Raw genomic sequence first — 21,576 nt, forward strand, 5'->3', positions numbered from 1 at the left:
GCTGGGAGCACTGCGCCGGGGTACCACGCGGCCCGTCCGCGACAGCCTAGTGCTTGGGGTGTACTCCGGGCAGCCGCGACAGCCGCGCCCAGCCCTTCCGGCCGGGTGATCCCGCCCATGGGGGTCGCCCGCCGTCCGCCGCTGGTCACGGACCGTGCAAAAGGGACGATCGAGGGGACCGAACGGACCCGCCGGACACCGCGACCGGTCCTTCCGGACACACCGTGCGCCGCCGTTGCCGTCGAGCGTGAACCCCGTGGCGTGACGCAGAAGACAGGCCGCGGCGTGTCGAGGACCCTCGATCACGCAGGCGGATTCGCCACGTCTAACATCGAACGCGGGCCTGGTCCGGGAGCTTCACCAGTTCCATCGCGGTCTTCCGGATCATCGCCCGGCCCCTAACTGACCCAGGGAGTGAAATGTCGTTGGTGAACGCTGCGCACGGACGCAGTGAGAACACCAGCGCCGAACACCCGAACGGTGAACGACCGCGCGGTGCCCGGCGAAGTGTCCGCCAGGTTGTGGGTGCCTACGCCGCGCTCGCGAAGCCGAGGGTGATCGAGCTTCTCCTCGTCACCACGATCCCGGCGATGTTCCTCGCGGGCCGCGAGATCCCTTCGCCGTGGCTCGTGCTCGCCACGCTCGTGGGCGGCACGATGGCCGCCGGCAGCGCCAACGCGCTCAACTGCGTGATCGACGCGGACATCGACAAGGTGATGAACCGCACCAAGAAGCGCCCGCTGGTGAAGGACTCGGTGCCGCGGCGCAACGCGCTGATCTTCGGCCTCGTGCTCGGCGTCGCTTCGTTCGTCGTCCTGTACTTCACCGTGAACCTGCTGTCGGCGATCCTCGCGATCGCGACCATTCTGTTCTACATCTTCGTCTACACCCTGGGCCTCAAGCGGCGCACGTCGCAGAACGTCGTGTGGGGCGGCGCCGCCGGCTGCATGCCGGTGGTCATCGGCTGGGCCGCCGTGTCCGGCACCGTGCAGTGGCCCGCGTTCGTCATGTTCGGCGTCATCTTCTTCTGGACGCCCCCGCACACGTGGGCCCTGGGCATGAAGTACCGCGACGACTACGAGCGCGCGGGCGTCCCGATGCTCCCGGTCGTGGCGACGCCGCAGCACGTGGCCAAGCAGATCGTCATCTACTCGTGGGTGATGGTCGCCTGGACGCTCCTGCTGCTGCCCGTCACCAGCTGGCTCTACGCCACCTTCGCGGTCCTCGCCGGTGCCTGGTTCCTCTTCTACGCCCACCGCCTCCAGGCCGCCGTCCGCCGCGGCGAGGAGACGAAGCCCATGTCGCTGTTCCACCGCTCGAACACGTATCTGATGATCGTGTTCGTCGCGCTGGCCGTGGACTCGGCGATCGGGTTGCCGACGCTCGGCTTGCCGTTCTGATTTTTTGACCAGCAGCGCCGCCGTGGCTTCGGCCCGGCGGCGTTTTGGCGTGTGGACCAGGCCCGGCCCAGTGCCGGCTGCGGGGTCGGTTGTGGGTACGAGTTCGGCCTCGTCGGTTTTCACAGGATTGCGCCCGGTCTGGCCTCCCAGGTCCGGTCACTCCGCGTTCTGCGCAGGGCCGCTCGGTTCGCCCGCGACGTCGCCCTGAACCGGTGCTGCTACGGCAACCCGGGCGACGTCCACAACCTGAGTTCACCCGTGTTGCCACCCCGGAGTCGCGGGAAAGTGAGCGGTTCCGAACGCTCCACGGCCTCCGATCCTCCTGAGCCGCCCTCGGGAATGGCGTAGTCTGGTTGGCCGTTGTGTTCTTCCGGCTCTCCGCCGCCTTTCCCCGATGCGAAAGCAGGATTCACCTTGTCCGTGTCCCCGGACCGGGAAGCAGACCGCGCCCTCGAGGACGGTACGCCCGAGCACGCCGCCGAGCTGGCGCGTGAGCAGGCGTATGTCACGACGCTGTACACGAAGCTCGACGCCGAGCGGGTCGAGGCCCAGCGTCGCCTCGACACCACGCTGCGGCAGACCGGCGGCACCCCGCAGGCACGCACCGAGCGGGACGTCGCCACCACGCTGTACTCCGACCGGCTCGCGCAGCTGGGGTCGGTGGAGCAGGGGCTGTGCTTCGGCCGCCTCGACTTCGTGCCCGAGAGCGCCGAAGAAACCACCTACATCGGCCGCCTCGGGTTGTTCGAGGAGGACGACGACTACCGGCCGCTGCTGGTGGACTGGCGGGCGCCCGTCGCGCGGCCGTTCTACCTCGCCACGGCCGCCTCGCCCGAAGGTGTGCGCCGGCGGCGGCATTTGCGGTCGCTGAGCCGGAAGGTCACGGGGTTCGACGACGAGATCCTCGACCTCTGGGCCGCCGACCAGGGCCAGGACCTCGGGCTGGCGGGCGAGGCCGCGCTGCTGGCCGCCCTGGAACGCCGGCGCACGGGCGAGATGAGCGACATCGTCGCCACCATCCAGGCCGAGCAGGACCGGATCATCCGCGCGCCGCTCGGTGGGGTGATGGTGGTGCAGGGCGCGCCGGGCACGGGCAAGACCGCGGTCGCGCTGCACCGCGCCGCGTACCTGCTGTACACGCACCGCCAGCAGCTCACCACGCGCGGCGTGCTCGTGGTCGGGCCCAACAGCACGTTCCTGCGCTACATCGGCCAGGTCCTCCCGTCGCTGGGTGAGACCGGCGTGCTGCTGGCCACGATCGGGCAGCTCTACCCAGGCCTCGACGCGGAGGGCATCGAGCCGCCCGAGGCCGCGGAGGTCAAGGGGCGCCTGGTGATGACCGACGTGCTCGCCAGCGCCGTGCGCGACCGCCAGCGCGTGCCCGAGCCCGTGGTGGAGATCGAGCACGAGCGGGAGATCCTCAAGCTCGACCGCAAGACCTGCGTCGAGGCCCTCACCCGCGCGCGCCGCTCGCGCCGGCCCCACAACCTCGCGCGGCGTCTGTTCGTGTCCGACGTGCTCGACGCGCTCACCCGCCAGGCCGCCCGCAAGCTGGGGGAGGACCTGCTCGACGCACAGGACGTGCAGGACATCCGCGCCGAGCTCGCCGCCAGCCCCGCCGTGGCCGCCGCCGTGAACGACCTGTGGCCGAAACTGACGCCGGAAGGCCTGCTAGACGACCTGTTCGCCGAGCGCGAACACCTCGATCGCGCCGCCGGCAAGCTGCTGTCCGAGGCCGATCGCGCGCACCTGGAGAGTGGCCGCGACGCGAAGTGGACCCCCGCCGACGTGCCGCTGCTCGACGAGCTGTCCGAGCTGCTCGGCGAGGACGACAGCGAGGAGCGCGCCGAGCGCCGGCGCCGCGAGCGCGTCGAGCGTGCCTACGCCGAGGGCGTGCTGCACGTCCTGGAGCAGGACGAGGAGATCCAGGACGAGGAGATCCTGCGCGTGTCCGACGTGCTCGACGCCGAGCTGTTCGCCGAGCGCCAGCAGGAGCGCAGCGAGCTGACCGCGGCCCAGCGCGCCGCGCAGGACCGCACGTGGACGTTCGGGCACGTGATCGTGGACGAGGCCCAGGAACTGTCCGCCATGGACTGGCGCCTGCTCATGCGCCGGTCGCCCAACCGCTCGATGACGCTCGTGGGCGACGTCGCGCAGACCGGCGCGCCCGGGGGAGCGCGCACGTGGGACGAGGTCCTCTCGCCCTACGTCGCCGACCGCTGGCGCCTCGAGCAGCTCACCGTGAACTACCGCACGCCGGCCGAGATCATGGCCGTGGCCGCGCGCGTGCTGGCGCAGCTCGACGTGGACCTCGTGGCCCCGGCGTCGGTCCGTGAGACGGGCGTGGCGCCGTGGTCGAAGGCGACAAGCGACCTCGACGCAGATCTGGGCGGTCTCGTCGCGCAGGAGCTGTCCGCTGTGGACGGTGGCACCGTGGCCGTGCTCACACCGGCGGCTCGGCTCGCCGCCGTGGAAGCCGCGGTGCCCGCCGACGAACGCGTGAGCGTGCTCACGGTCGAGCGCGCCAAGGGCCTCGAGTTCGACGCCGTTCTGCTGGTCGCGCCGGACGAGATCGTCGCGGCGTCACCGCGCGGGCTCAACGACCTGTACGTGGCCCTCACGCGCGCGACCCAGCGGCTCGGCGTGGTCCAGACCGGTGACGTCGTACCGGCATTGGCAGAGCTTGGCTAGGGTGCCGGGCATGCAGAGAATCGGCAAGATCGCCTCCGTGGGCGCCGTGGCCGTGGCCGCGGCGTTCAGCCTGACCGCGTGCGGCGGCGGCGACACCGCGGCCCAGCCGTCCGGCACCCCGTCGGCCCCGGCCGCCCCGTCGAGTTCGGCCGCTGCGGCCGGCGCCCAGACCAAGGGCCGCGAGTGCACCGCGGACGACATCAAGACCACCGGGACCTTCGGCCAGGCGCCGACCATCACCATCCCGGACGACTGCGATCCGCCGAAGAAGCTGATCACGAAGGACCTGGTCCCGGGCACCGGCAACGGCGCGAAGGCCGGCCAGGAACTGTCGATGAACTACACGCTGGTCACGTGGTCGGACAAGAAGAAGCTCGACAGCTCCTTCGACAGCGGTGAGCCGTTCTCCCTGCCACTGGGCGCGGGCAAAGTCATCCCCGGCTGGGACCAGGGCCTCGTGGGCATCAAGCAGGGCGGGCGCCGGCTGCTGATCATCCCGCCCGACCTCGGCTACGGCCAGGGCGGCAACGGCATCGCGCCGAACGAGACCCTCGTCTTCGTCACCGACGCCGTGACGGTGCCGAACGACAAGAGCTGACCGTGCCCGCCTCCGTCGGTCCTCGCCCCGCTTGAAGCGCCCCAATGTGGCGTTCGGTGCGTTGAGCGCAACGAACGCCGCATTGGGTGCGTTGGGTGCACCGAACGCCACATTGGGGTCGGTAGGGCGAAAGCGTCAGGGATGACGCGTCACGGGATGAGGATCAGCTTCCCGGTCGTCCGGCGGCCCTGCAGGTCTTCGTGGGCCTTGCGGGCGTCGGCCAGCGGGTAGCGCCCGCCGATGCGGATGTTCAGCGAACCGTCGGTCACGGCGGCGAACAGCTCGTCGGCGCGCCAGTCGAGCTCCTCGCGCGTGCGGACGTAGTGAACGGACGTCGGGCGGGTCAGGAACAGCGAGCCGCCCGAGTTGAGGCGCTGCGGGTCGATCGGCGGCACCGGGCCGCTGGCCGCGCCGAACAGCGCGAGCATGCCGCGGATCCTCAGGCTGGACAGGCTGCCGTCGACGGTGTCCTTGCCGACGCCGTCGTAGACCACGTGCACGCCCTCGCCGTCGGTCAGCTCGCGCGTCACCTTGGCGAAGTCCTCCCGGTCGTAGCGGATCACGTGGTCGGCGCCGGCCCCGCGGGCCAGCTCGGCCTTCTCCTCGGTGGACACCGTGCCGATCACGCGCGCGCCCCGCGCCTTCGCCAGCTGCACCAGCAGCAGGCCGACGCCGCCGGCCGCGGCGTGGACCAGCACGTCGTCGCCCGGCTTGACCTCGTAGGTCGAGCGGATGAGGTAGTGGGCCGTGATGCCCTGCAGCATCGTGGCGGCGGCGATCTCGTCGGACACGCCGGCGGGCACCTTCACGGCGCCGGCCGCGGGCAGGAGCTTGCGCGCCGCGTAGCTGCCCAGCGAGCCCTGCCAGGCCACGCGGTCACCCGGGGCGAACGCCGTCACGCCCTCGCCGACCTCGGCCACGGTGCCCGCGCCCTCCAGCCCGAGCACGAACGGCAGGTCGATCGGGTAGATGCCCTGGCGCTGGTAGGTGTCGATGTAGTTGACGCCGGCCGCGGCCACGTCCACCAGCAACTCACCGGCACCGGGCGAGCCGACCTCGACCTCGGTGACCTCCAGTACCTCGGGACCACCGGTCGTCCTGACCTGCACAGCGGACGGCATGTTTCCTCCTCGCGTCGGGTTCGGCTCTCACCAGGTGCCAACTATGGCCGACGCCACGCTTGTTCCGCGCCACCGGGTGAGACCGGTTAAGCTCGCCGACGTGGCTGAGGAGACCGAGCAGACGCCCCCCGCACCGACCGGCCGGCAGCTGGCCGCCGCCCGTGACTTCGTGGCGCGGCACGGGAAACCGTCGCGCGCGGTGGTCGAGAACATCGGCCGCGTGGGCGCTCGCGTGGTGCTCGTGGGAGCCGACGGAGCCCTCGGCGACGTGATCGTGCCGGCCCCGGAGACGGGCACGGCGCTCGTCGAGGCGGTCGAGGACCTCGAACCCGCCGAATGGGACAGCGAGACCGTGAAGGCGACCAAGATCGGCGCGGCCCACCGCCGCAAGATGGCCGGTCCGCGAGCCGGCCGGTGAACCGCGAAGCGATCTTCGTCGCCTGCGCGCAGATGCCGGAAGGCGACGGCGACGACACCGCCGCCGCGGCCGCCCTCGACGACCTGGGCTTCACCGTGCGCTGGGCCGTGTGGGACGACCCGGCCGCCGACTACACGAGCGCCGACCTCGTGGTGCTGCGCGCGACCTGGGACTACCCCGAGCGCCGCGCCGAGTTCCTCGACTGGTGCGAGACCGTGCCGACACTGGCCAACCCCGCCGCGGTCGTGCGCTGGAACACCGACAAGTCCTACCTCGCCGAGCTGATCGAGGCAGGCGTGCCCACGGTGCCGACCACGCTGGTCGAGCCGGGTGAGCAGGCGAAGTGGCCGAAGGTGCCGTTCGTGGTGAAGCCCTCGGTCGGCGCGGGCTCTCGCGGCGCCGCCCGCTTCGGCGCGGACGCCGCCGGTGCGGCCGATCACCTGCGCGAGCTGCATGCCGACGGCCGCACCGCCGTCATCCAGCCGTACCAGTCCAGTGTGGACACCCAGGGCGAGATCGCGCTCGTGTACTTCGGCGGCGTTTACTCGCACGCCTTCACGAAAGCGGCGATGCTCGGCGCCGGCACCGACCCGTCCGGCCTGTTCCTCACGGAGACGCTCGCCCCGGCCGTCCCGGCGTCCGGTGTGCGTGCCGTCGCGGAAGACGCCCTGGACGCGGCGTGCTCCCTGATGGGCATCCTGCGCGCCGAACTGCTCTACGCCCGCGTGGACATCGTGCGCGGCGAAGAGGGACACCCGCTGGTGCTGGAGCTGGAGCTGGCCGAGCCGTCGCTGGGCTTCCGCAACGCCGACGCGGGGGCCCCGTTGAGGTTCGCGTCGGCGGTGCGGCAGCAGCTGGCCTAGTTACTTCAAGCCCGGTTACTTCAAGCCCGACGACGCCAGCCCGTCGATCACCCGGCGTTGCAGCAGGATGAACAGGATCAGGATCGGCGCCATCGCCAGCAGGCTGGCGGCCATCAGCACGGGGTAGTTCACCGTCACGTCGCCGGCCAGGGTGGCCAGCGCGGCCGACAGCGGCATCTGCGTGGCGCGCGTCGACACCACGAGCGGCCACAGCAGCTCGTTCCACGACCACAGCACGGCCGAGATCGCGAGCACGCTGATGCTCGGGCGCACCACCGGCAGGAGCACGCTCCAGAACGTCCGCAACGGCCCGCTGCCGTCGATGCGCGCCGCCTCCTCCAGCTCCGCCGGGAGGTTGAGGAAGGCCGTGCGCATCAGGAAGGTGCCGTACGCGCTGAACAGCCCGGGCGCGACGATGCCGGCCAGGGTGTTGAGCCAGCCGAGGCCCTGCACGATCTGGTACTGCGAGATCAGGTACGCCTGCGAGGGCACCAGCAGGATCGACAGCACGAGACCGAGCAGCACCGCCCGCCCGCGGAAGCGCATGCGGGCGAACGCGTACCCGGCGAGCGTGCACAGCACGATCTGGGCGAGCGTGCGGATCACCGTGATGAGCACCGAGGTCCACAGCTGCGACAGGAACGGCAGCCGCTGGAACACCGCCGCGTAGTTCTGCCACTGCAGGTGCGCCGGCCAGAACGTGGGCGTCACGCTCTGCACCTCGGCGTTGGTGGACAACGACATCACGATCTGCCACAGGAACGGGAAGGCCATGATCAGCCCGCCCACCCCGAGCACGAGGTGGATCAGCGCGTGGGACTGCCGCCGGCGCCGTGTTCTAGGCATTGCCGGTCCACCTCCGTTGCAAGCGGAACTGCACGAGCGTGACGAGACCGATGAGCACGAAGATGACCATCGCGATGGCCGCGGCGAAACCCTTGTCGTTCTGGACGAAACCCGCGTCGTAGAAGTAGTAGACGAGCGACATCGTCTTCGGCAGCACCGCGTTGTGGTTGCCCAGCAACGCATACAGCAGGTCGAAGAGCTGGAAGCTCGCGATGGTGGTCACCACGATCACGAAGAACACGCTGGGCGCCAGCTGCGGCAGCGTGATCGAGCGGAACTGGCGGAAGCGGCTCGCGCCGTCGAGCTCGGCGGCCTCGTACAGCTCCGTCGGGATGTTCTTCAGGCCCGCGCCGAGCACGATCATCGAGAAGCCCAGCGAGGACCACAGGCCCACCACGGCCACCGCGGCGAGCGCGAAGCCCGGTGTATTGACCCACGACGGGCCGGTGATCCCGATCCGCGAGAGCGCCCAGTTGAGGATGCCGTAGTCGCCGTTGAAGATCATGCGCCACACCAGCGCGACGGCCGCGGGCATCGCCACGTACGGCAGGAAGAACAGCACGCGGTAGAACTGCGCGAACCGCAGGCCCGGGGTGTTGAGCAGGCTCGCGAGCCACGCCGCGATCGGCACGCCGAGCAGCACCACGGCCGTGTAGATCAGGGTGTTCAGCAGCGACCGGTACAGCTGCGGGTCGGTGAACAGCCGGCTGTAGTTGTCCAGCCCGGACCACTTGAAGCCACCGAACACGCCCCAGGTGGTGAACGAGTAGAACGCCGTCTGCAGGATCGGCCAGATGTAGAAGACGAGCACCCCGGCCAGCAGCGGCAGCACGAACGCCCAGGGCCACAGGCCGTCCCCGCGCCGGACGCCGCGCCGCTTCCGCCGGGTGGCGGGAGCGGCGGGCGCCGGAGCGGACTCGGAGACGTCGGCGGACACGGCGCTCATTCCTTGGCCAGGTCCGCGTTCATCTGTGAGGTCAGATCCTTCAGCACGGCGTCGACGGGCTTGGTGCCGTCGAAGGCGTCGGGCAGCAGGTTGGTCTCGAGCGTGTTCCACGCGGCCGTGTTCTTCGACACCGGCAGCGGCTTGGCGTTGGAGACCTCGTCGAGGAACAGCTGTAGGTCCACCCCCGGCATGGACTTCGCGAACGCGTCCTGCGTGCCGTTGTAGGCCGGGATCACCGCACCGAGGTCACCTTGCTGCTGCTGGGCTTCCTTGCTCGCGAGGAACACCTGCAGCGCCTGCGCGGCCTGCTTGTTGGCGCTGTTCGTGGCGACCACATTGGACAGACCGTGGATCACGGTCGCCTGCTGGTCGCCCTTCGGCACGGGGAGCACCATGACGTCCTTGGCGATGGGCGCCGCTGCGACCTCGCTGCGGGCCCAGCTGCCACCCTGGTACATCGCCGACTTGCCGGACACGAACCACTGGTCACCGGTGGTGTCGGTGAGTTGCTTCATCGTCGGCATCGCCTTGGACTTCACCAGGTCGGTCCAAAACTGGATGCCCTTCTGCGTCTTCGGGTCGTCGTAGGCGGACGTCTTGCCGTCGGGCGAGATCACCGAGCCGCCGGACTGGAAGATGGTGTTGTAATAGGTGGTCTGGCCGTCCATGCCGGCGGAGATGCCGTAGACGCCCTTGCTGGAGAGCTTCTGCGAGATCTGCGTGGCGGTGGACTGCAGGTCGGCCCACGTCCAGTCCTTGCTCGGGATCGGCACGCCGGCTTCGGCGAACAGTGCCTTGTTGACCCAGACGCCGATGGTGTCGAAGTCCTTCGGTACGCCGTACTGCACACCGTCCAATGTGTACAGCTGGTCGAGCGACTGCGGGTAGTTCTTCGGGTCGATCGCGCCGGCCTTCACCTCGCCGGTGACGGGCTCGATCTTGCCGTTGCTCGCGTAGAGCTGGAAGTTGGGGCCGTTCATCCAGAACAGGTCGGGCAGGCTGTCGCTGGAGGCCTCGGTCTGCAGCTTGGTGAAGTAGTTCGCGTACGGGGTGACGTCCACGTTCACCTTGATGTTCGGATATTTCTTGTTGAATTCGGCCAGGTTGGCGTTGATCGCCTTGACCTGGGTCTGGTCCCAGACCGCGTAGGTCAGGTTCGCCGAGACGCTTGCGTCGGGCGGGCTGTACGGGGTGTCCGAATCGGACGCGGTGGACGCACCCGTGGACGAGCACGCGGCGAGCGTGGCGGCGGCGGCCACCGTGCCGGCCACCGCGGCCAGGGCTCGGCGGGGGAATGAAGCCATCGGGATTCCTTTCAGCGGGCGGGGGAGAGGATCAGGGTCAGCGGGTGCCGGCGGGGAAGTGGGCGCGCACGGCGGCGGGCAGCTCGGGCACGTCGAGGGGGACCGAGCCATTGCGCAGCGACCGGGTGGCCAGCGCGCCGGCGGCCACGGCCTCGCGGGCGGCGACCGGCGAGAGCGTCGGCGTCTCGCCGTCGATCACGTACCGCAGGAACTCGGTCATCGTGAGCAGGTCGGCGTCGGCGTGGCCTTCTTCGACGCCTGAGATCGGGTACTCGCGGTCGCCGTCGGCGGACCAGCCGCGGCGGTGGTTCCACACCTTCACTACGCCGCCGCCGGTGTCGCCGAAGTTCTCGGCGCGGCCTTCGGTGCCGATCACGGTGTAGTTGCGCCAGTAGTCCGGGGTGAAGTGGCACTGCTCGTAGCTGGCGAGTACGCCGTTGTCGAGGGTCATGAGCACCAGGGAGACGTCCTCGACGTCGACCACCTCGTTGAGGCCGGTCTGCGCGGCAGGGGGCCAGTTGTCGAAGGAGAACCAGTCCTGCATCAGCTCGTTCTCGTGGCCGCCGCGGTCGGTGATGCCGCCGTAGACCGAGAGCTGCCCCATGCCGACGACGCGGCGGGTGTAGCCGCCGGCCAGCATGTGGATCACGTCGAGGTCGTGGCTGGCCTTCTGCAGCAGCAGGGAGTTGACCTTGCTGCGGTCGGCGTGCCAGTCCTTGAAGTAGTAGTCGCCGCCGTTGCCCACGAAGTGGCGGCACCACACGGTTTTGACCTCGCCGATCTCGCCGCGGGCGACGACTTCGCGCAGCGCGCGGGCCACGCCCGAGTGCCGGAAGTTGTGTCCGATGTAGAGCGGCGTGTTCGACTCCTGTGCGGCGGCCAGCACGGCGTCGGCGTCTTCGAGCGTGATCGCGAGCGGCTTCTCGAGGTAGACGGCGATGCCCGCGCGCAGCAGGTCGACGGCGATCTCGGCGTGAGTCCAGTCCGGCGCGGTCACGATCGCGGCGTCGACGAGTTTGCGGTCGATCAGATCCGTGTGCTGCTCGACGACGTCGATCTCGCCGAACAGCTCACGGGCCCGGGCGCGGCCGGCCTCGGTCGGGTCGGCCGCGGCCACCACGGTCGCGGCCAGCCCGGACTCCGCGATGTGCCGGGCGATGACGGCGCGCTGGCCGACTCCCACCACACCAACGCGGACAGCTTCGCCGTTTCCCACCTGGTCACCTCACCTCTGCGTGATATTGATCTGTATGATGGCAAACCAATCACTAATGCACAACACGCGATGATGAGTCTGCTCAGACGCGTGCGCGAACCGTTACGTGGGACTCGGCCGGTCCGGGGTCAGCTCGCGACCACGAGCTCGACCGACGCGGCAGCCAGCTCGGCGGCGAACGAAGCGGGCACTTCGGCGTCCGTGACCAGCACGTCGATCTCCGCGAGGCGGCAGATGCGCGCGAAGGTGGACTTCATCAGCTTCGTGGCGTCGGCGACCACGATCACGCGCCGCGCGACCTGGCTGAAATGCCTGCTGACCTCGGCTTCTCCCTCGTGCAGGGTGGTGGCGCCGTACTGCGCGCTCAGTCCGTCGACGCCGAGGATCACGGTGTCGAGGGCGAACGCCGCGAGTGCGTTCGACACCAGTGAGCCGACCAGTTCATAGGACTGGCGCCGGGCCACGCCGCCGGTGACCACGATCTTCACGTGCGCGCGCACTGACAGCTCATAACCGATGTTCAGGGCGTTGGTCACGATGGTCAGGCCGGTTTCGCCGTCGGCGCGGATGAACCGCTCGCTCTTGCCGAGCGCGCGGGCGACCTCGGTGGTCGTGGTGCCGCCGTTGATCCCCACCGTCTCGCCGGGCCTGACCAGCTCGGCGGCGGTGCGGGCGATCGCGGTCTTGGCCTCAGCCTGGCGCGCGATCTTGTACTGGAGCGGCAGCTCGTAGCCGGCGCCGAGGGCCGCGGCGCCGCCGTGCGTGCGGGTGATCAGGCGCTGGTCGGCGAGGATCGAGAGGTCGCGGCGCGCGGTGGCGGGGGAGATGCCGAGCGTTTCGCCGATCTCCGTGATCGTCACGTTCCCTCGTTCGCTCACCAGCTCGAGCAGGGCGTTGAGGCGTTGCTGGGGTGTCATCGGGCGGCTCGCGTTCGAGGTCGAGGGGTAGGACCGACTCATCCTAGAGGTCATCTCCACTGAGCCGGATGATTGAAGATGACGTATATCGCTCACGCCAATCAAGAATGATCGTCTATGCTCACCATGCGATCACGTCGATCGCCCTCGGATCGAAAGGTCTCCATGTCCGACTCCTTCGTGTCCCGTGAGCTGGCGTCCCAACCGCAGATGTGGCGCACGGCGGCAGAGCTGTTCCCCTCCGTCGCGAGCGCGCTGCCGCAGCCGGGGGAACGCGTCGCCGTCGTCGGGTGCGGCACCAGCTGGTTCATCGCCATGAGCTACGCCGTCGCGCGCGAGCAGCGCGGGCACGGCCTGACCGACGCGTTCGCCGGGTCGGAGTACCCGCGTGAGCGCCAGTACGACCGCGTGGTCGCGATCTCGCGCTCCGGCACCACGACCGAGATCGTCGACCTGCTCGGCGCGCTCGACTCGCAGCGCACGGTGCTGATCACGGCCGTGGGCGACGCGCCGGCCGCCGCGGTGGCCGACGAGGTCGTCGAACTTCCCTTCGCCGACGAGGAATCCGTGGTGCAGACGCGGTTCGCGACGACCACGCTCGCGCTGCTGCGCGCGGGGCTCGGCGACGACGTCGAAGCGCTGGCGGCGCAGGCCGAGCAGGCGCTGCAGGTGCCGATCACCGAGCTGCTCGACGCCGAGCAGGTGAGCTTCGTCGGCCGCGACGCCGCCGTGGGCCTCACGTTCGAAGCCGCGTTGAAGACTCGCGAGGCCGCGCAGTTCTGGGCGGAGTCATACCCGGCCATGGACTACCGCCACGGCCCGATCGCGATCGCGCAGCCCGGCCGGCTCGTGTGGTCGCTCGGCGCGACGCCCGAGGGTCTGGCCGACGACATCGCCCGCACGGGCGCGACGTTCGTCCACCACGACCTCGACCCGATGGCGGCTTTGGTTGTGGTGCAACGGTTCGCCGTCGCGCTGGCCGTGCGCCGCGGGCTCGACCCCGACCACCCGCGCTCGCTCACGCGCTCGGTCATCCTCACCTGATGGCGGTGCTCGGTGTCGACGTCGGCGGCACCACGGTCAAGGCGCGTGTCACCGGCGACGACGGCGCGGTGCTCGCGCAGTGGCGCGAGCCCACGCCGACGGGCGACCCGCAGGCGCTGGCGGGGCTCGTGCGCCGTGCCACCGAGTGGTACCCGGTCGACGCCGTGGGCCTCGTCGTGCCCGGCATCGTCGACGAGCGTGCGGGGCTGTGCCTGCAGGCCGTGAACCTCGGTTGGCGCGACGTTCCGGTGCGGGAGCTCGTTTCCGCTTCGGTGGACGTGCCGTTGGCGTTCGGGCAGGACGTCCGCGCCGGCGCGCTGGCCGAGGTCCGCACGGGCGCGGCGGCCGGTTCTTCGGAACCGGTTCTGTTCGCGGCCGTCGGCACCGGCCTGGCCGGCGCCCTCGTGGTCGACGGCCGGGTGCTCGACAGCCCGTGGGCCGGCGAAATCGGCCAGGTGCTCTTGGCCGGCGGCGGACGGGTGGAGGAGGTCGCCTCGGCCTCCGCCCTCGCGCGCCACGCCGGCGCGCCCGACGCCTTCACCGTCGCCGAACGCGTCCGCGGCGGCGACGGTGCCGCCCTTACCGCTTGGCGCGAGTGCGTCCGCGTGCTCGCCGAGTCCATCGCCTGGACCACCGCCGCCGTGGGTTGCGGCACCGTCGTGGTCGGCGGCGGACTGGCCGAGGCGGGCGCCCTGCTGCTCGACCCGCTCACTCACGAGGTCGCTGCCCGCCTCGGCATCCTCCGCGCGCCGTCGGTCGTCCGCGCCCACCACGGCGACGCGGCCGCGGTCATCGGTGCGACGTTGCTGGCGCAGGAATTGCTGGCCGCGGGAGTGGCCCGATGACCGGCGTGATGTTGCTCGATTCGGCAGCGGGAGCCACCGATCGCGTGGCTCGGCACGAGTCGGTGACCGTGCGAACGCACCGAGGTTGCGCGGCGCCTGTCGGCGCAGGACTCGCTCGTCGTGGGCGTCCTCCCGTGATCGGTGCGACGTTGCCGGCGCAGGACTTGCCGGCCGCGGGAGTGGCCCGATGATCGTCGTGGTCACGCCGAATCCGGCGGTGGACGTCACCTACCGCGTGGCGCGGCACGAGCCCGGGGAGACGAACCGCGTTCTCGAGGTCCAGCGCCGGCCCGGTGGCAAAGGGCTGAACGTCGCGCGGGTGCTGGCCGGGCTGGGGGTCGAGGTGCTGGCCCTGCTGCCGCTCGGGGGTGAGACCGGGCGGTGGGTCGCGGGCGAACTGACTGTGCCGCACGAAGTCTCGCCGCTCGCCGGGGAGACGCGGACGACGGTGACCGTCGTGGGTGAGGGGCATCCGACCGTCTACACCGAGCCCGGGCCGCAGACGAGCGAAGCCGAGTGGACCGCGTTCGGTGAGCTGCTCGGACGGCGGCTCGCGGGCGCGGAGCTGCTGGTCGTCTCGGGATCGTTGCCGCGTGGGGCGCGGGCGGAGTTGCTCGGGGACTGGGTGCGGGCGGCGCACGAGGCCGGTGTCCGGGTGCTCGCCGACGTTTCCGGGCCCGCACTGGTGGCAGCGGCGAATGCCGGGGCGGATGTGGTGAAGCCGAACCTCGCGGAGCTGCTCGACGCGACGTCCACTGTGGACGAAAACGCCGGCGTCGCCGAACTGAAGCGGCGAGGCGCCCGGCTCGTGGTCGTCTCGCGCGGCGCCGAAGGGATCACCGCGCACACACCGGACGACACCATCGAAATCCCCGCCGTCCCCGGCGTCACCGGAAACCCGACCGGAGCCGGCGACGCCGCGACCGCCGGCCTCGCGGCGGCGCTTGTCGACGGCGTCCCCCTGGCCCAAGCGCTTCGCCGCGCCGCCGCGCTCGGGGCGGCGGCCGTGCTGCGCCCGGTGGCGGGCGAGGTCGATGTCGAGGCCTACCGACGTTTTCTCGAACCGAACGGAGAACCCGCATGATCACCCGCCCGGCTCTCGCCCGGATCCTCGCGTCGGCGCGTGAGCGCAACGCCGCGGTCGGCGCGTTCAACGTCATCCTGCTCGAACACGCCGAGGCCATCGCGAGCGGCGCCGAGCAGGCCGGCGTGCCCGTGGTGCTGCAGATCAGCGAGAACTGCGTGCGCTATCACGGCGGGCTGGCGCCGATCGCGCTCGCGTCGCTGGAGATCGCCAAGCGCGCGAAGGTCGAGGTGCTCGTGCACCTGGACCACATCGAGGACCAGGACCTGGTGCGCGAAGGCGTCGAGCTCGGCGTGGACAGCGTGATGTACGACGGGTCCCGCCTGCCCTACGACGAGAACGTGCGCACCACCCGCGAGATCGCCGACCTGTGCCACGCGGCGGGCATCGCCGTGGAGGCGGAGCTCGGCGAGGTCGGCGGCAAGGACGGCGTCCACGCTCCCGGCGCCCGCACCGACCCGGCCGAGGCCGCCGCGTTCGTGAAGGCCACGGGCGTCGACGCGCTGGCGGTCGCCGTCGGCACGTCGCACGCCATGGTGTCGCGCACGGCCAGCGTCGACCGCGCGCTCGTCTCGCGGTTGCGCGACGCGGTGGCGGTGCCGCTGGTGCTGCACGGCTCGTCCGGCCTGTCCGACGACGAGCTGCGCGGCGCCGTCGAGAGCGGGATGACGAAGATCAACATCTCGACGCACCTGAACGGCCTGTTCACCCGCTCGCTCAAGCAGTTCCTCGACGAGCGGCCGGACGTCGTCGACCCGCGCAAGTACGTCCGGCTCGGGCGCGCGGCCGTCGAGGAGGAGACCGCGCGCCTGCTGCGCCTGCTGGCTGCCTAGGCTTTTCGCTTGGCGGCCAGGCGACCGCCTCGGGGCCACCGCACGTCGGTGGCCCAGCCGCAGCGCTCGAACAGCCAGATCACGCGCGCCGACACGTCGACCTGGCCGCGCAGCACGCCGTGGCGCGCGCAGGTCGGGTCGGCGTGGTGGGAGTTGTGCCACGACTCGCCCATGGACAGGATCGCGAGCGGCCAGAAGTTGGCGGCCTTGTCGCGGCTGGCGAAGGGGCGTTCGCCGGTCAGGTGGCACACGGAGTTGACCGACCAGGTCACGTGGTGCAGCAGCGCGATGCGCACCAGGCCCGCCCAGAAGAACGCCGTGACAGCGCCCCACCACGACCACGTGATCAGCCCGCCCAGCGCGGCCGGCAGGGCGACGCTGAGCGCGATCCACAGCGCGAAGAAGCGGTTCACCAGCCGCAGGTCGCGGTCGCCGACGAGGTCCGGGGCGAAGCGGTCGGCGTTGGTCACCTCGCGCTTGAACATCCACCCCATGTGCGCGTGCCAGAACCCGCGCAACAGCGCCGCCGGCGACGTGCCGAACAGCCACGGCGAGTGCGGATCGCCCTCGCGGTCGGCGAACGCGTGGTGGCGGCGGTGGCTCGCGACCCAGAAGATCACCGAACCCTGCACCGCCATGCTCCCCGCCACGGCCAGCGCGATCCGCAGCGCGCGCGGCGCCTTGAACGCGCCGTGCGTGAAGTAGCGGTGGTACCCGACGGTCACGCCGAGCGTGCCGAACGTGTAGAAGACGACGAACAGCGCCGCGTCGACCCAGCTGAGCCCCCAGCCCCAGAGCAGGGGAACGGCGGCGACCAGCGCCACGAACGGCACCAGCAGGAAAGTCTTGAGCACGACCATCTCCGCCGGACCCCGGCGTCCGGAGATCAACGGCTTCACGGTGCTGGACTGGACGGACGTCATGAGCGTCACCTCGCGGCGCTTCGGATGGCGATTCCGAGCCGAAGAGTAAGTGCCCGTTCTGTCCGCCGCGCCGACGGCGAGCCGACGGAGAGTTACAAAGGCGTGGCCGTCCGGGGCGTCAGCCGGCCGGGGTGAGTTCGCGGTCCGTCGGAGGCGCCGGTTCCAGCGACACCACCGGGCCGCGGTCACGGGTGCCGGTCCACAGCGCCGCCGTGACGACGATGACCAGGGCCGAGCCGAGCACGTGGAACGACACCATCGCCTCGGGGACGCCGAGCGCGTACTGCACGGTCCCCACCACACCCTGCGCGAGCGCCACCGCCCAGACCCACGCGTAGCGCTGCCACACGCTCTTCGGGGCGCCCACGCGCAGCAGCTGCAGGCCGAAGACCGCGAGGACCACGAGGTAGACGATCAGGAGTCCGCTGTGGACCTGAGCGAGCTTCTCGATGGGGACGTCGAGGCGGTGGGTGTGGATGTCGCCGCCGTGCGGGCCGGCGCCGGTGACGGTCGTGCCGGCGATGAGGACAGCCCACATCAGCACCGTCAGCAGCACCAGCACCTTGCGACCCAGCGGCGGCACGATCGGGCGCGCGGGTTGGTCGCCCTCGCGGAACGCGCGCAGCAACAGCACGGCGAGCCAGATCAACGGCGTGGACGCGAGGAAGTGGATCGCGACCGTCCACCACTCCAGCTTCGCCAGCACGGTGATGCCCCCGAGCACGGCCTGCAGCACGACGCCGCCCGGCATCGTCCAGGCCAGCACCAGCAGCCGCTTGCGGCTCGGGTGGTCGATGAGGATGCGCCACGCCGTGAGCACAGCCAGGGCGGCCACGACGATGACCGCGCCCGTCAGCATGCGGTTCGAGAACTCGATCCACTGGTTGACCGCGTGGATCCCGGGGTGCTGCACCGGCACGAGACTGCCGGGCACGCACTGCGGCCACGTCGGGCAACCGAGGCCCGAACCCGTCACCCGCACCACGGACCCCGTGACGCCGATGCCGCCCTGCGCCACCACGGCGGCGATCCCGACGGCCCGCTGGACCGCGGCGGAGGGATAGGGCAGGCGGGCGATCAAACTGCGAAGAGGCACGGGGGAATCGTACTCGCGCGCAATTCCGCGCTTTCCCGCCGCATGCGCTGCGACGCTTTTCTCACACCCGTTTCACGAGCACTCAGGTGAGTTTTGTGGTCCGTGTCGCGATAAGTCCGGCCACGATCGCCCACACGGCGAGCACCGCCATCGGCCCGACGGCGAAGTGACCGTCCACCAGTGCCGCGCGCATGCCTTCCGCGAGCGCGCCCGAGGGCAGCAGTGAGACGACCACGCCGAGGCCCGCCGGCAAAGCCGAAGGCGCCAGCAGGATTCCGCCGGCGAGCAGCAGCACGAACCACACGATGTTGGCCAGCGCCAGCACGGCTTCGGCTCGCAGGGCACCGCCGAGCAACACGCCCAGGGCGCCGAACGCGGCCGTGCCCAGCACCAGCAGCACGATCGCCGACGCGATCCCGGCACCCGAGGGCGACCAGCCCAGGAACGCCGCCACCACACCGATCACGATCGACTGCAGCACGACCACCACCAGCGCCGCGACCACGCGCCCGGCCACGAGCAGCCAGCGCGGCAGCGCGGTGGCCGAAAGCCGCTTGAGTACGCCGTAGCGCCGGTCGAAGCCGAGCGCGATGGCCTGTCCCGTGAACGCGGACGACATCACGGCCAGCGCGAGGATCCGCGGCGTGATCCAGTCCACTTTGGACGTCGAGCCGAGCTGGCTCGCGGGCAGGATGTCGAGCAGGCTCAGGCCGATGAGCAGCGCGAGCGGGATGATCAGCGTGAGCAGCAGCTGTTCGCCGTGGCGCAGCGTCAACGCGGCCTCGACGCGCGCGTGCGTGCGCAGCATCCGGCCCAGCGGCCCGCGGCCCGGCGCGGGGGTGAAGGTGCCTTCCGGGAACGTCGTGCTCACGCTCGCAGCTCCCGTCCGGTCAGCTCGAGGAAAACCTCTTCCAGCGTGCGCCGCCCGACTTGCAGCTGTTCGGGCAGCACGCCCTGTTGCGCACACCACGACGTGACGGTCGACACCACCTGCGGATCCACCGCGCCTTCCACGAGGTACGAACCGGGCGAGGACTCGGTCACGCGATAGCCCTCGGGCAACGCCGCCGTGAGCAGCGACAGGTCCAGCCGCGTGCGCGCGCGGAACCGCAGCTGCGCGGCGTCGCCCTCTTCCAGAGTCAACGAGTGGGGCGAGCCCTGGACCACGACCTTGCCGTGGTCCACGATCACGACCTGGTCGGCGAGCGCTTCCGCTTCTTCCATCAGGTGTGTGGTGAGCAGCACGCTCACGCCGTCGCTGCGAAGCGCGGCCAGCAGCTCCCACACCAGGCGCCGCGCCTGCGGGTCCATGCCCGCCGTCGGCTCGTCGAGGAACACCAGCTCGGGTCGCCCGACGAGCGCGCACGCGAGCGAAAGCCGTTGCTGCTGCCCGCCGGAGAGGCGTTTGAACGGGGTGCGCTTCGCGCCGGCCAGCCCGAGCACGTCGAGCAGCCACGCGGGGTCGAGCGGGTTCGCCGCGCACGACGCGACAAGGCCGAGCATCTCCGCGGCGTGCACGCCCGGGTAGGCGCCGCCGCCCTGCGGCATGATGCCGACGCGCGGACGCAGCCGGGCGCTGTTTTTCACAGGATCGAGGCCGAGGACCCGGACTTTTCCGGCGTCAGGCTTGCGAAACCCTTCGCAGATCTCCACCGTGGTCGTCTTGCCCGCGCCGTTGGGCCCGAGCAAGGCCAGCAGGCAGCCACGCTCCATCCGCAGGTCGAGCCCGTCGACCGCGGTGGTGGAGCCGTAGCTTTTCACCAGGCCGGTGATCTCGACCGCTGGGTTGTCCACAACGAATTACGATACGACGTCCACCACGGCGGGCCGTTCCGGGGACGTCCTGGAGAGCAGGAGCGGCGAAAGCCGGTACACCCACGCGAGCCCGCCGAGCGTCACGAGCACGGCCGCGCCGTAGGCCCACGGCAGGATGTAGGCGTGGCCGTCGAACGTGCTCCCGGTGGGCGGCAGCAGGAACGGCAGCCCGGCGCTGACCACGGTCGCGGCCACGCGGAACCGCGACGTGCCCGCCGCCGCGGCCAGGGGGATCACAGCCCACAGCACGTACCACGGCTGCAGGTTGATCTGCAGGATCATCGCGGCGCCGAGCGCCACCCCGAGCCCGATGATGGGCCGGTAGCGCCACTTGAAGCTGGCCCACAGGAACTTGACGGTGACGAACGCCGTCACCAGGTAGCCGAGCGCGCCGATGATGGGCACCAGCGCGTCGGTGTGGTTGCCGAGCCCGAGTGCGATGCCGAGCACCCCGGTGAGGTTCGCGAGCTCGGCGGTGGGGGAGATCCACGAGCGCACGAGGCCGGGGGTGCCGAGCGCGCCGATCCAGCCGAAGCCCAGACCCGTGCCGTAGGAGACCGCGACGAGCACCGCGCCGAACAGCAGCGCCATCGGCACTCCGGCCCGCACGAGGTCCTTGATGCTCCCGTGCCAGCGCCGCGCCACCATCACCGCGAAGAACGGCAACGCGAGCAGTGCGGGCACCTTGACCGCGGCCCCGAGCGTGATGATCGCGACACCGAGCCCGATGCACAGCAGCTCGCCCTTGGCCATCGGCGGTGGGGAGTCGCCCTTGACGCGCACCGGCAGCCGCCGGATGCCGACCTCCAGCCCGGCGACCATCAGCCCGATGGCCAGCGCGTCGTTGTGGGCGCCGGCGATGAAGTGGAAGATCAGCAGCGGGTTGGCCGCGCCCAGCCACAGCGCCGTCACCGGTTGCACGCCGAAGCGGCGCGCCAGCCGCGGCACGGCCCACACGATGAGGACCACGCCGACGAGCGCCAGGCCGCGCTGCAGCAGCACGCCCGTCACGATGTTGTTGCCGCCGATCGGCGCGAGCCAGCCGCCCAGGCGCAGCAGCAGCGGCCCGTACGGCGCCGGCGTCTCGCGCCACATGTTGGCCACGCCCGCGGTGAGCGGGTCGGCCACGCCGAGCGCCTGGGCCGGGCCCAGGGTGTACGGGTCCATCCCGCGGTGCACGATCTCGCTCTGCGCGAGGTAGCTGTAGACGTCCCGGGAGAACAGGGGCGGGATGAGCAGCAGCGGCGCCACCCACATCGCGATCGTGCGGGCCAGCTGGCCCTGGCTCGCCAGGCGGGCGCTCGCGGGCCGGGCGAAGCGGCCGAGCATCAGCCAGCTCAGCACGAGGATGCCCATGCCGGAGAACGCGATGGCGAGCGAGACGGTGGGGATGCGGGTGAACAGGCGCAGCACCGGCAGGTCCTGCACCGGGTTGATCACGGGCGCCGCGCCGGCGCCGAGCGAGCCGAGCGCGAGGAACAGCGAGCCGACCGTGCCGAAGCGCCGGACGATGTCGAGGCCGCGGTGTTCGGCCTGGTCGAGAGGCTGCGGCTCGCGCGGGAGGACGGGCGAAGGTGGCGCCACGGCCGTCGCCGTGTCGCCGGGTGTGCCCACTT

At 71.0% G+C, this 21,576-nt stretch carries 20 protein-coding genes; 9 read left to right on the forward strand and 11 right to left on the reverse strand.

The annotated features are described in order from the left end of the window. Positions 1 to 419: 419 nt before the first annotated feature. From K1T34_RS33255 to K1T34_RS33265, 3 genes are all read left to right on the forward strand, one after another. Positions 420 to 1,400 (forward strand): heme o synthase, encoded by a 981-nt coding sequence (locus tag K1T34_RS33255; RefSeq protein ID WP_220238707.1) that lies wholly within the window; start codon positions 420 to 422, stop codon positions 1,398 to 1,400. 420 nt (positions 1,401 to 1,820) lie between these two features. Next, a complete protein-coding gene (locus tag K1T34_RS33260) occupies positions 1,821 to 4,091 on the forward strand; it encodes an ATP-binding domain-containing protein (RefSeq protein ID WP_370643849.1) in 2,271 nt (756 codons plus the stop codon). 10 nt (positions 4,092 to 4,101) lie between these two features. After that, the gene (locus tag K1T34_RS33265) at positions 4,102 to 4,689 is read left to right on the forward strand and encodes an FKBP-type peptidyl-prolyl cis-trans isomerase (RefSeq protein WP_220238709.1); all 588 of its coding nucleotides are present in this window, start codon (positions 4,102 to 4,104) and stop codon (positions 4,687 to 4,689) included. 149 nt (positions 4,690 to 4,838) lie between these two features. Here K1T34_RS33265 and K1T34_RS33270 read toward each other — a convergent pair whose 3' ends face one another. Further along, a complete protein-coding gene (locus K1T34_RS33270; protein ID WP_220238710.1) occupies positions 4,839 to 5,810 on the reverse strand; it encodes a quinone oxidoreductase in 972 nt (323 codons plus the stop codon). Between the two features lie 100 nt (positions 5,811 to 5,910). Here K1T34_RS33270 and K1T34_RS33275 point away from each other — a divergent pair, with 100 nt between their 5' ends. Continuing rightward, entirely contained in the window at positions 5,911 to 6,228 is a 318-nt protein-coding gene (locus tag K1T34_RS33275; RefSeq protein WP_220238711.1) for a hypothetical protein, read from the forward strand. Next, a complete protein-coding gene (locus tag K1T34_RS33280) occupies positions 6,225 to 7,091 on the forward strand; it encodes a RimK family alpha-L-glutamate ligase (RefSeq protein WP_220238712.1) in 867 nt (288 codons plus the stop codon). Before K1T34_RS33275 ends, K1T34_RS33280 begins: the two co-directional genes overlap by 4 nt. A 15-nt stretch (positions 7,092 to 7,106) precedes the next feature. On the opposite strand, the gene K1T34_RS33285 is transcribed toward K1T34_RS33280, so the two are convergent. The 5 genes from K1T34_RS33285 to K1T34_RS33305 all read right to left on the reverse strand — a co-directional run bounded on the left by K1T34_RS33285 (position 7,107) and on the right by K1T34_RS33305 (position 12,320). After that, positions 7,107 to 7,937, reverse strand: coding sequence for a carbohydrate ABC transporter permease (locus tag K1T34_RS33285; protein ID WP_220238713.1), 831 nt, complete (start codon positions 7,935 to 7,937; stop codon positions 7,107 to 7,109). Next, positions 7,930 to 8,874 carry a carbohydrate ABC transporter permease gene (locus K1T34_RS33290; protein WP_220238714.1) on the reverse strand — a complete coding sequence of 315 codons (945 nt, stop codon included), beginning with the start codon at positions 8,872 to 8,874 and terminating at the stop codon, positions 7,930 to 7,932. Before K1T34_RS33290 ends, K1T34_RS33285 begins: the two co-directional genes overlap by 8 nt. Before the next feature lie 5 nt (positions 8,875 to 8,879). After that, entirely contained in the window at positions 8,880 to 10,187 is a 1,308-nt protein-coding gene (locus tag K1T34_RS33295) for a sugar ABC transporter substrate-binding protein (protein ID WP_220238715.1), read from the reverse strand. A gap of 37 nt (positions 10,188 to 10,224) precedes the next feature. Continuing rightward, the gene (locus K1T34_RS33300) at positions 10,225 to 11,403 is read right to left on the reverse strand and encodes a Gfo/Idh/MocA family protein (protein WP_220238716.1); all 1,179 of its coding nucleotides are present in this window, start codon (positions 11,401 to 11,403) and stop codon (positions 10,225 to 10,227) included. Positions 11,404 to 11,531: 128 nt separating this feature from the next. Beyond that, complete coding sequence (locus K1T34_RS33305; protein ID WP_220238717.1) at positions 11,532 to 12,320, reverse strand: DeoR/GlpR family DNA-binding transcription regulator; 789 nt, start codon at positions 12,318 to 12,320, stop codon at positions 11,532 to 11,534. A 165-nt stretch (positions 12,321 to 12,485) separates the two neighbouring features. On the opposite strand from K1T34_RS33305, the gene K1T34_RS33310 reads away from it, so the two are divergent. The 4 genes from K1T34_RS33310 (at position 12,486) to K1T34_RS33325 (ending at position 16,126) form a co-directional block, all read left to right on the forward strand. After that, positions 12,486 to 13,364, forward strand: a complete 879-nt coding sequence (locus K1T34_RS33310) for an SIS domain-containing protein (RefSeq protein WP_220238718.1) — start codon at positions 12,486 to 12,488, stop codon at positions 13,362 to 13,364. Next, entirely contained in the window at positions 13,364 to 14,209 is an 846-nt protein-coding gene (locus K1T34_RS33315) for an ROK family protein (RefSeq protein WP_220238719.1), read from the forward strand. Before K1T34_RS33310 ends, K1T34_RS33315 begins: the two co-directional genes overlap by 1 nt. A gap of 187 nt (positions 14,210 to 14,396) precedes the next feature. After that, positions 14,397 to 15,293, forward strand: coding sequence for a 1-phosphofructokinase family hexose kinase (locus K1T34_RS33320; RefSeq protein WP_220238720.1), 897 nt, complete (start codon positions 14,397 to 14,399; stop codon positions 15,291 to 15,293). Beyond that, on the forward strand, positions 15,290 to 16,126 hold the full coding sequence (locus K1T34_RS33325; protein ID WP_220238721.1) for a class II fructose-bisphosphate aldolase: 837 nt from the start codon (positions 15,290 to 15,292) through the stop codon (positions 16,124 to 16,126). Before K1T34_RS33320 ends, K1T34_RS33325 begins: the two co-directional genes overlap by 4 nt. Here K1T34_RS33325 and K1T34_RS33330 read toward each other — a convergent pair. The 5 genes from K1T34_RS33330 to mptB form a co-directional block, all read right to left on the reverse strand. Further along, positions 16,123 to 17,049: an acyl-CoA desaturase gene (locus K1T34_RS33330; protein WP_220238722.1), complete on the reverse strand. Its 927-nt coding sequence runs from the start codon at positions 17,047 to 17,049 to the stop codon at positions 16,123 to 16,125. The genes K1T34_RS33325 and K1T34_RS33330 overlap by 4 nt on opposite strands. Positions 17,050 to 17,167: 118 nt before the next feature. Then, complete coding sequence (locus K1T34_RS33335) at positions 17,168 to 18,145, reverse strand: heme A synthase (protein ID WP_220238723.1); 978 nt, start codon at positions 18,143 to 18,145, stop codon at positions 17,168 to 17,170. Positions 18,146 to 18,227: 82 nt separating this feature from the next. Continuing rightward, on the reverse strand, positions 18,228 to 18,953 hold the full coding sequence (locus K1T34_RS33340; RefSeq protein WP_255638807.1) for an ABC transporter permease: 726 nt from the start codon (positions 18,951 to 18,953) through the stop codon (positions 18,228 to 18,230). Positions 18,954 to 19,012: 59 nt separating this feature from the next. Continuing rightward, positions 19,013 to 19,939, reverse strand: coding sequence for an ABC transporter ATP-binding protein (locus tag K1T34_RS33345; protein ID WP_220238725.1), 927 nt, complete (start codon positions 19,937 to 19,939; stop codon positions 19,013 to 19,015). A 6-nt stretch (positions 19,940 to 19,945) separates the two neighbouring features. Continuing rightward, a complete protein-coding gene (gene mptB / locus K1T34_RS33350) occupies positions 19,946 to 21,574 on the reverse strand; it encodes a polyprenol phosphomannose-dependent alpha 1,6 mannosyltransferase MptB (RefSeq protein WP_220247533.1) in 1,629 nt (542 codons plus the stop codon). Positions 21,575 to 21,576 lie beyond the last annotated feature (2 nt).

Origin of the sequence: Amycolatopsis sp. DSM 110486 (assembly GCF_019468465.1) — a bacterium.
Taxonomy (GTDB): domain Bacteria; phylum Actinomycetota; class Actinomycetes; order Mycobacteriales; family Pseudonocardiaceae; genus Amycolatopsis.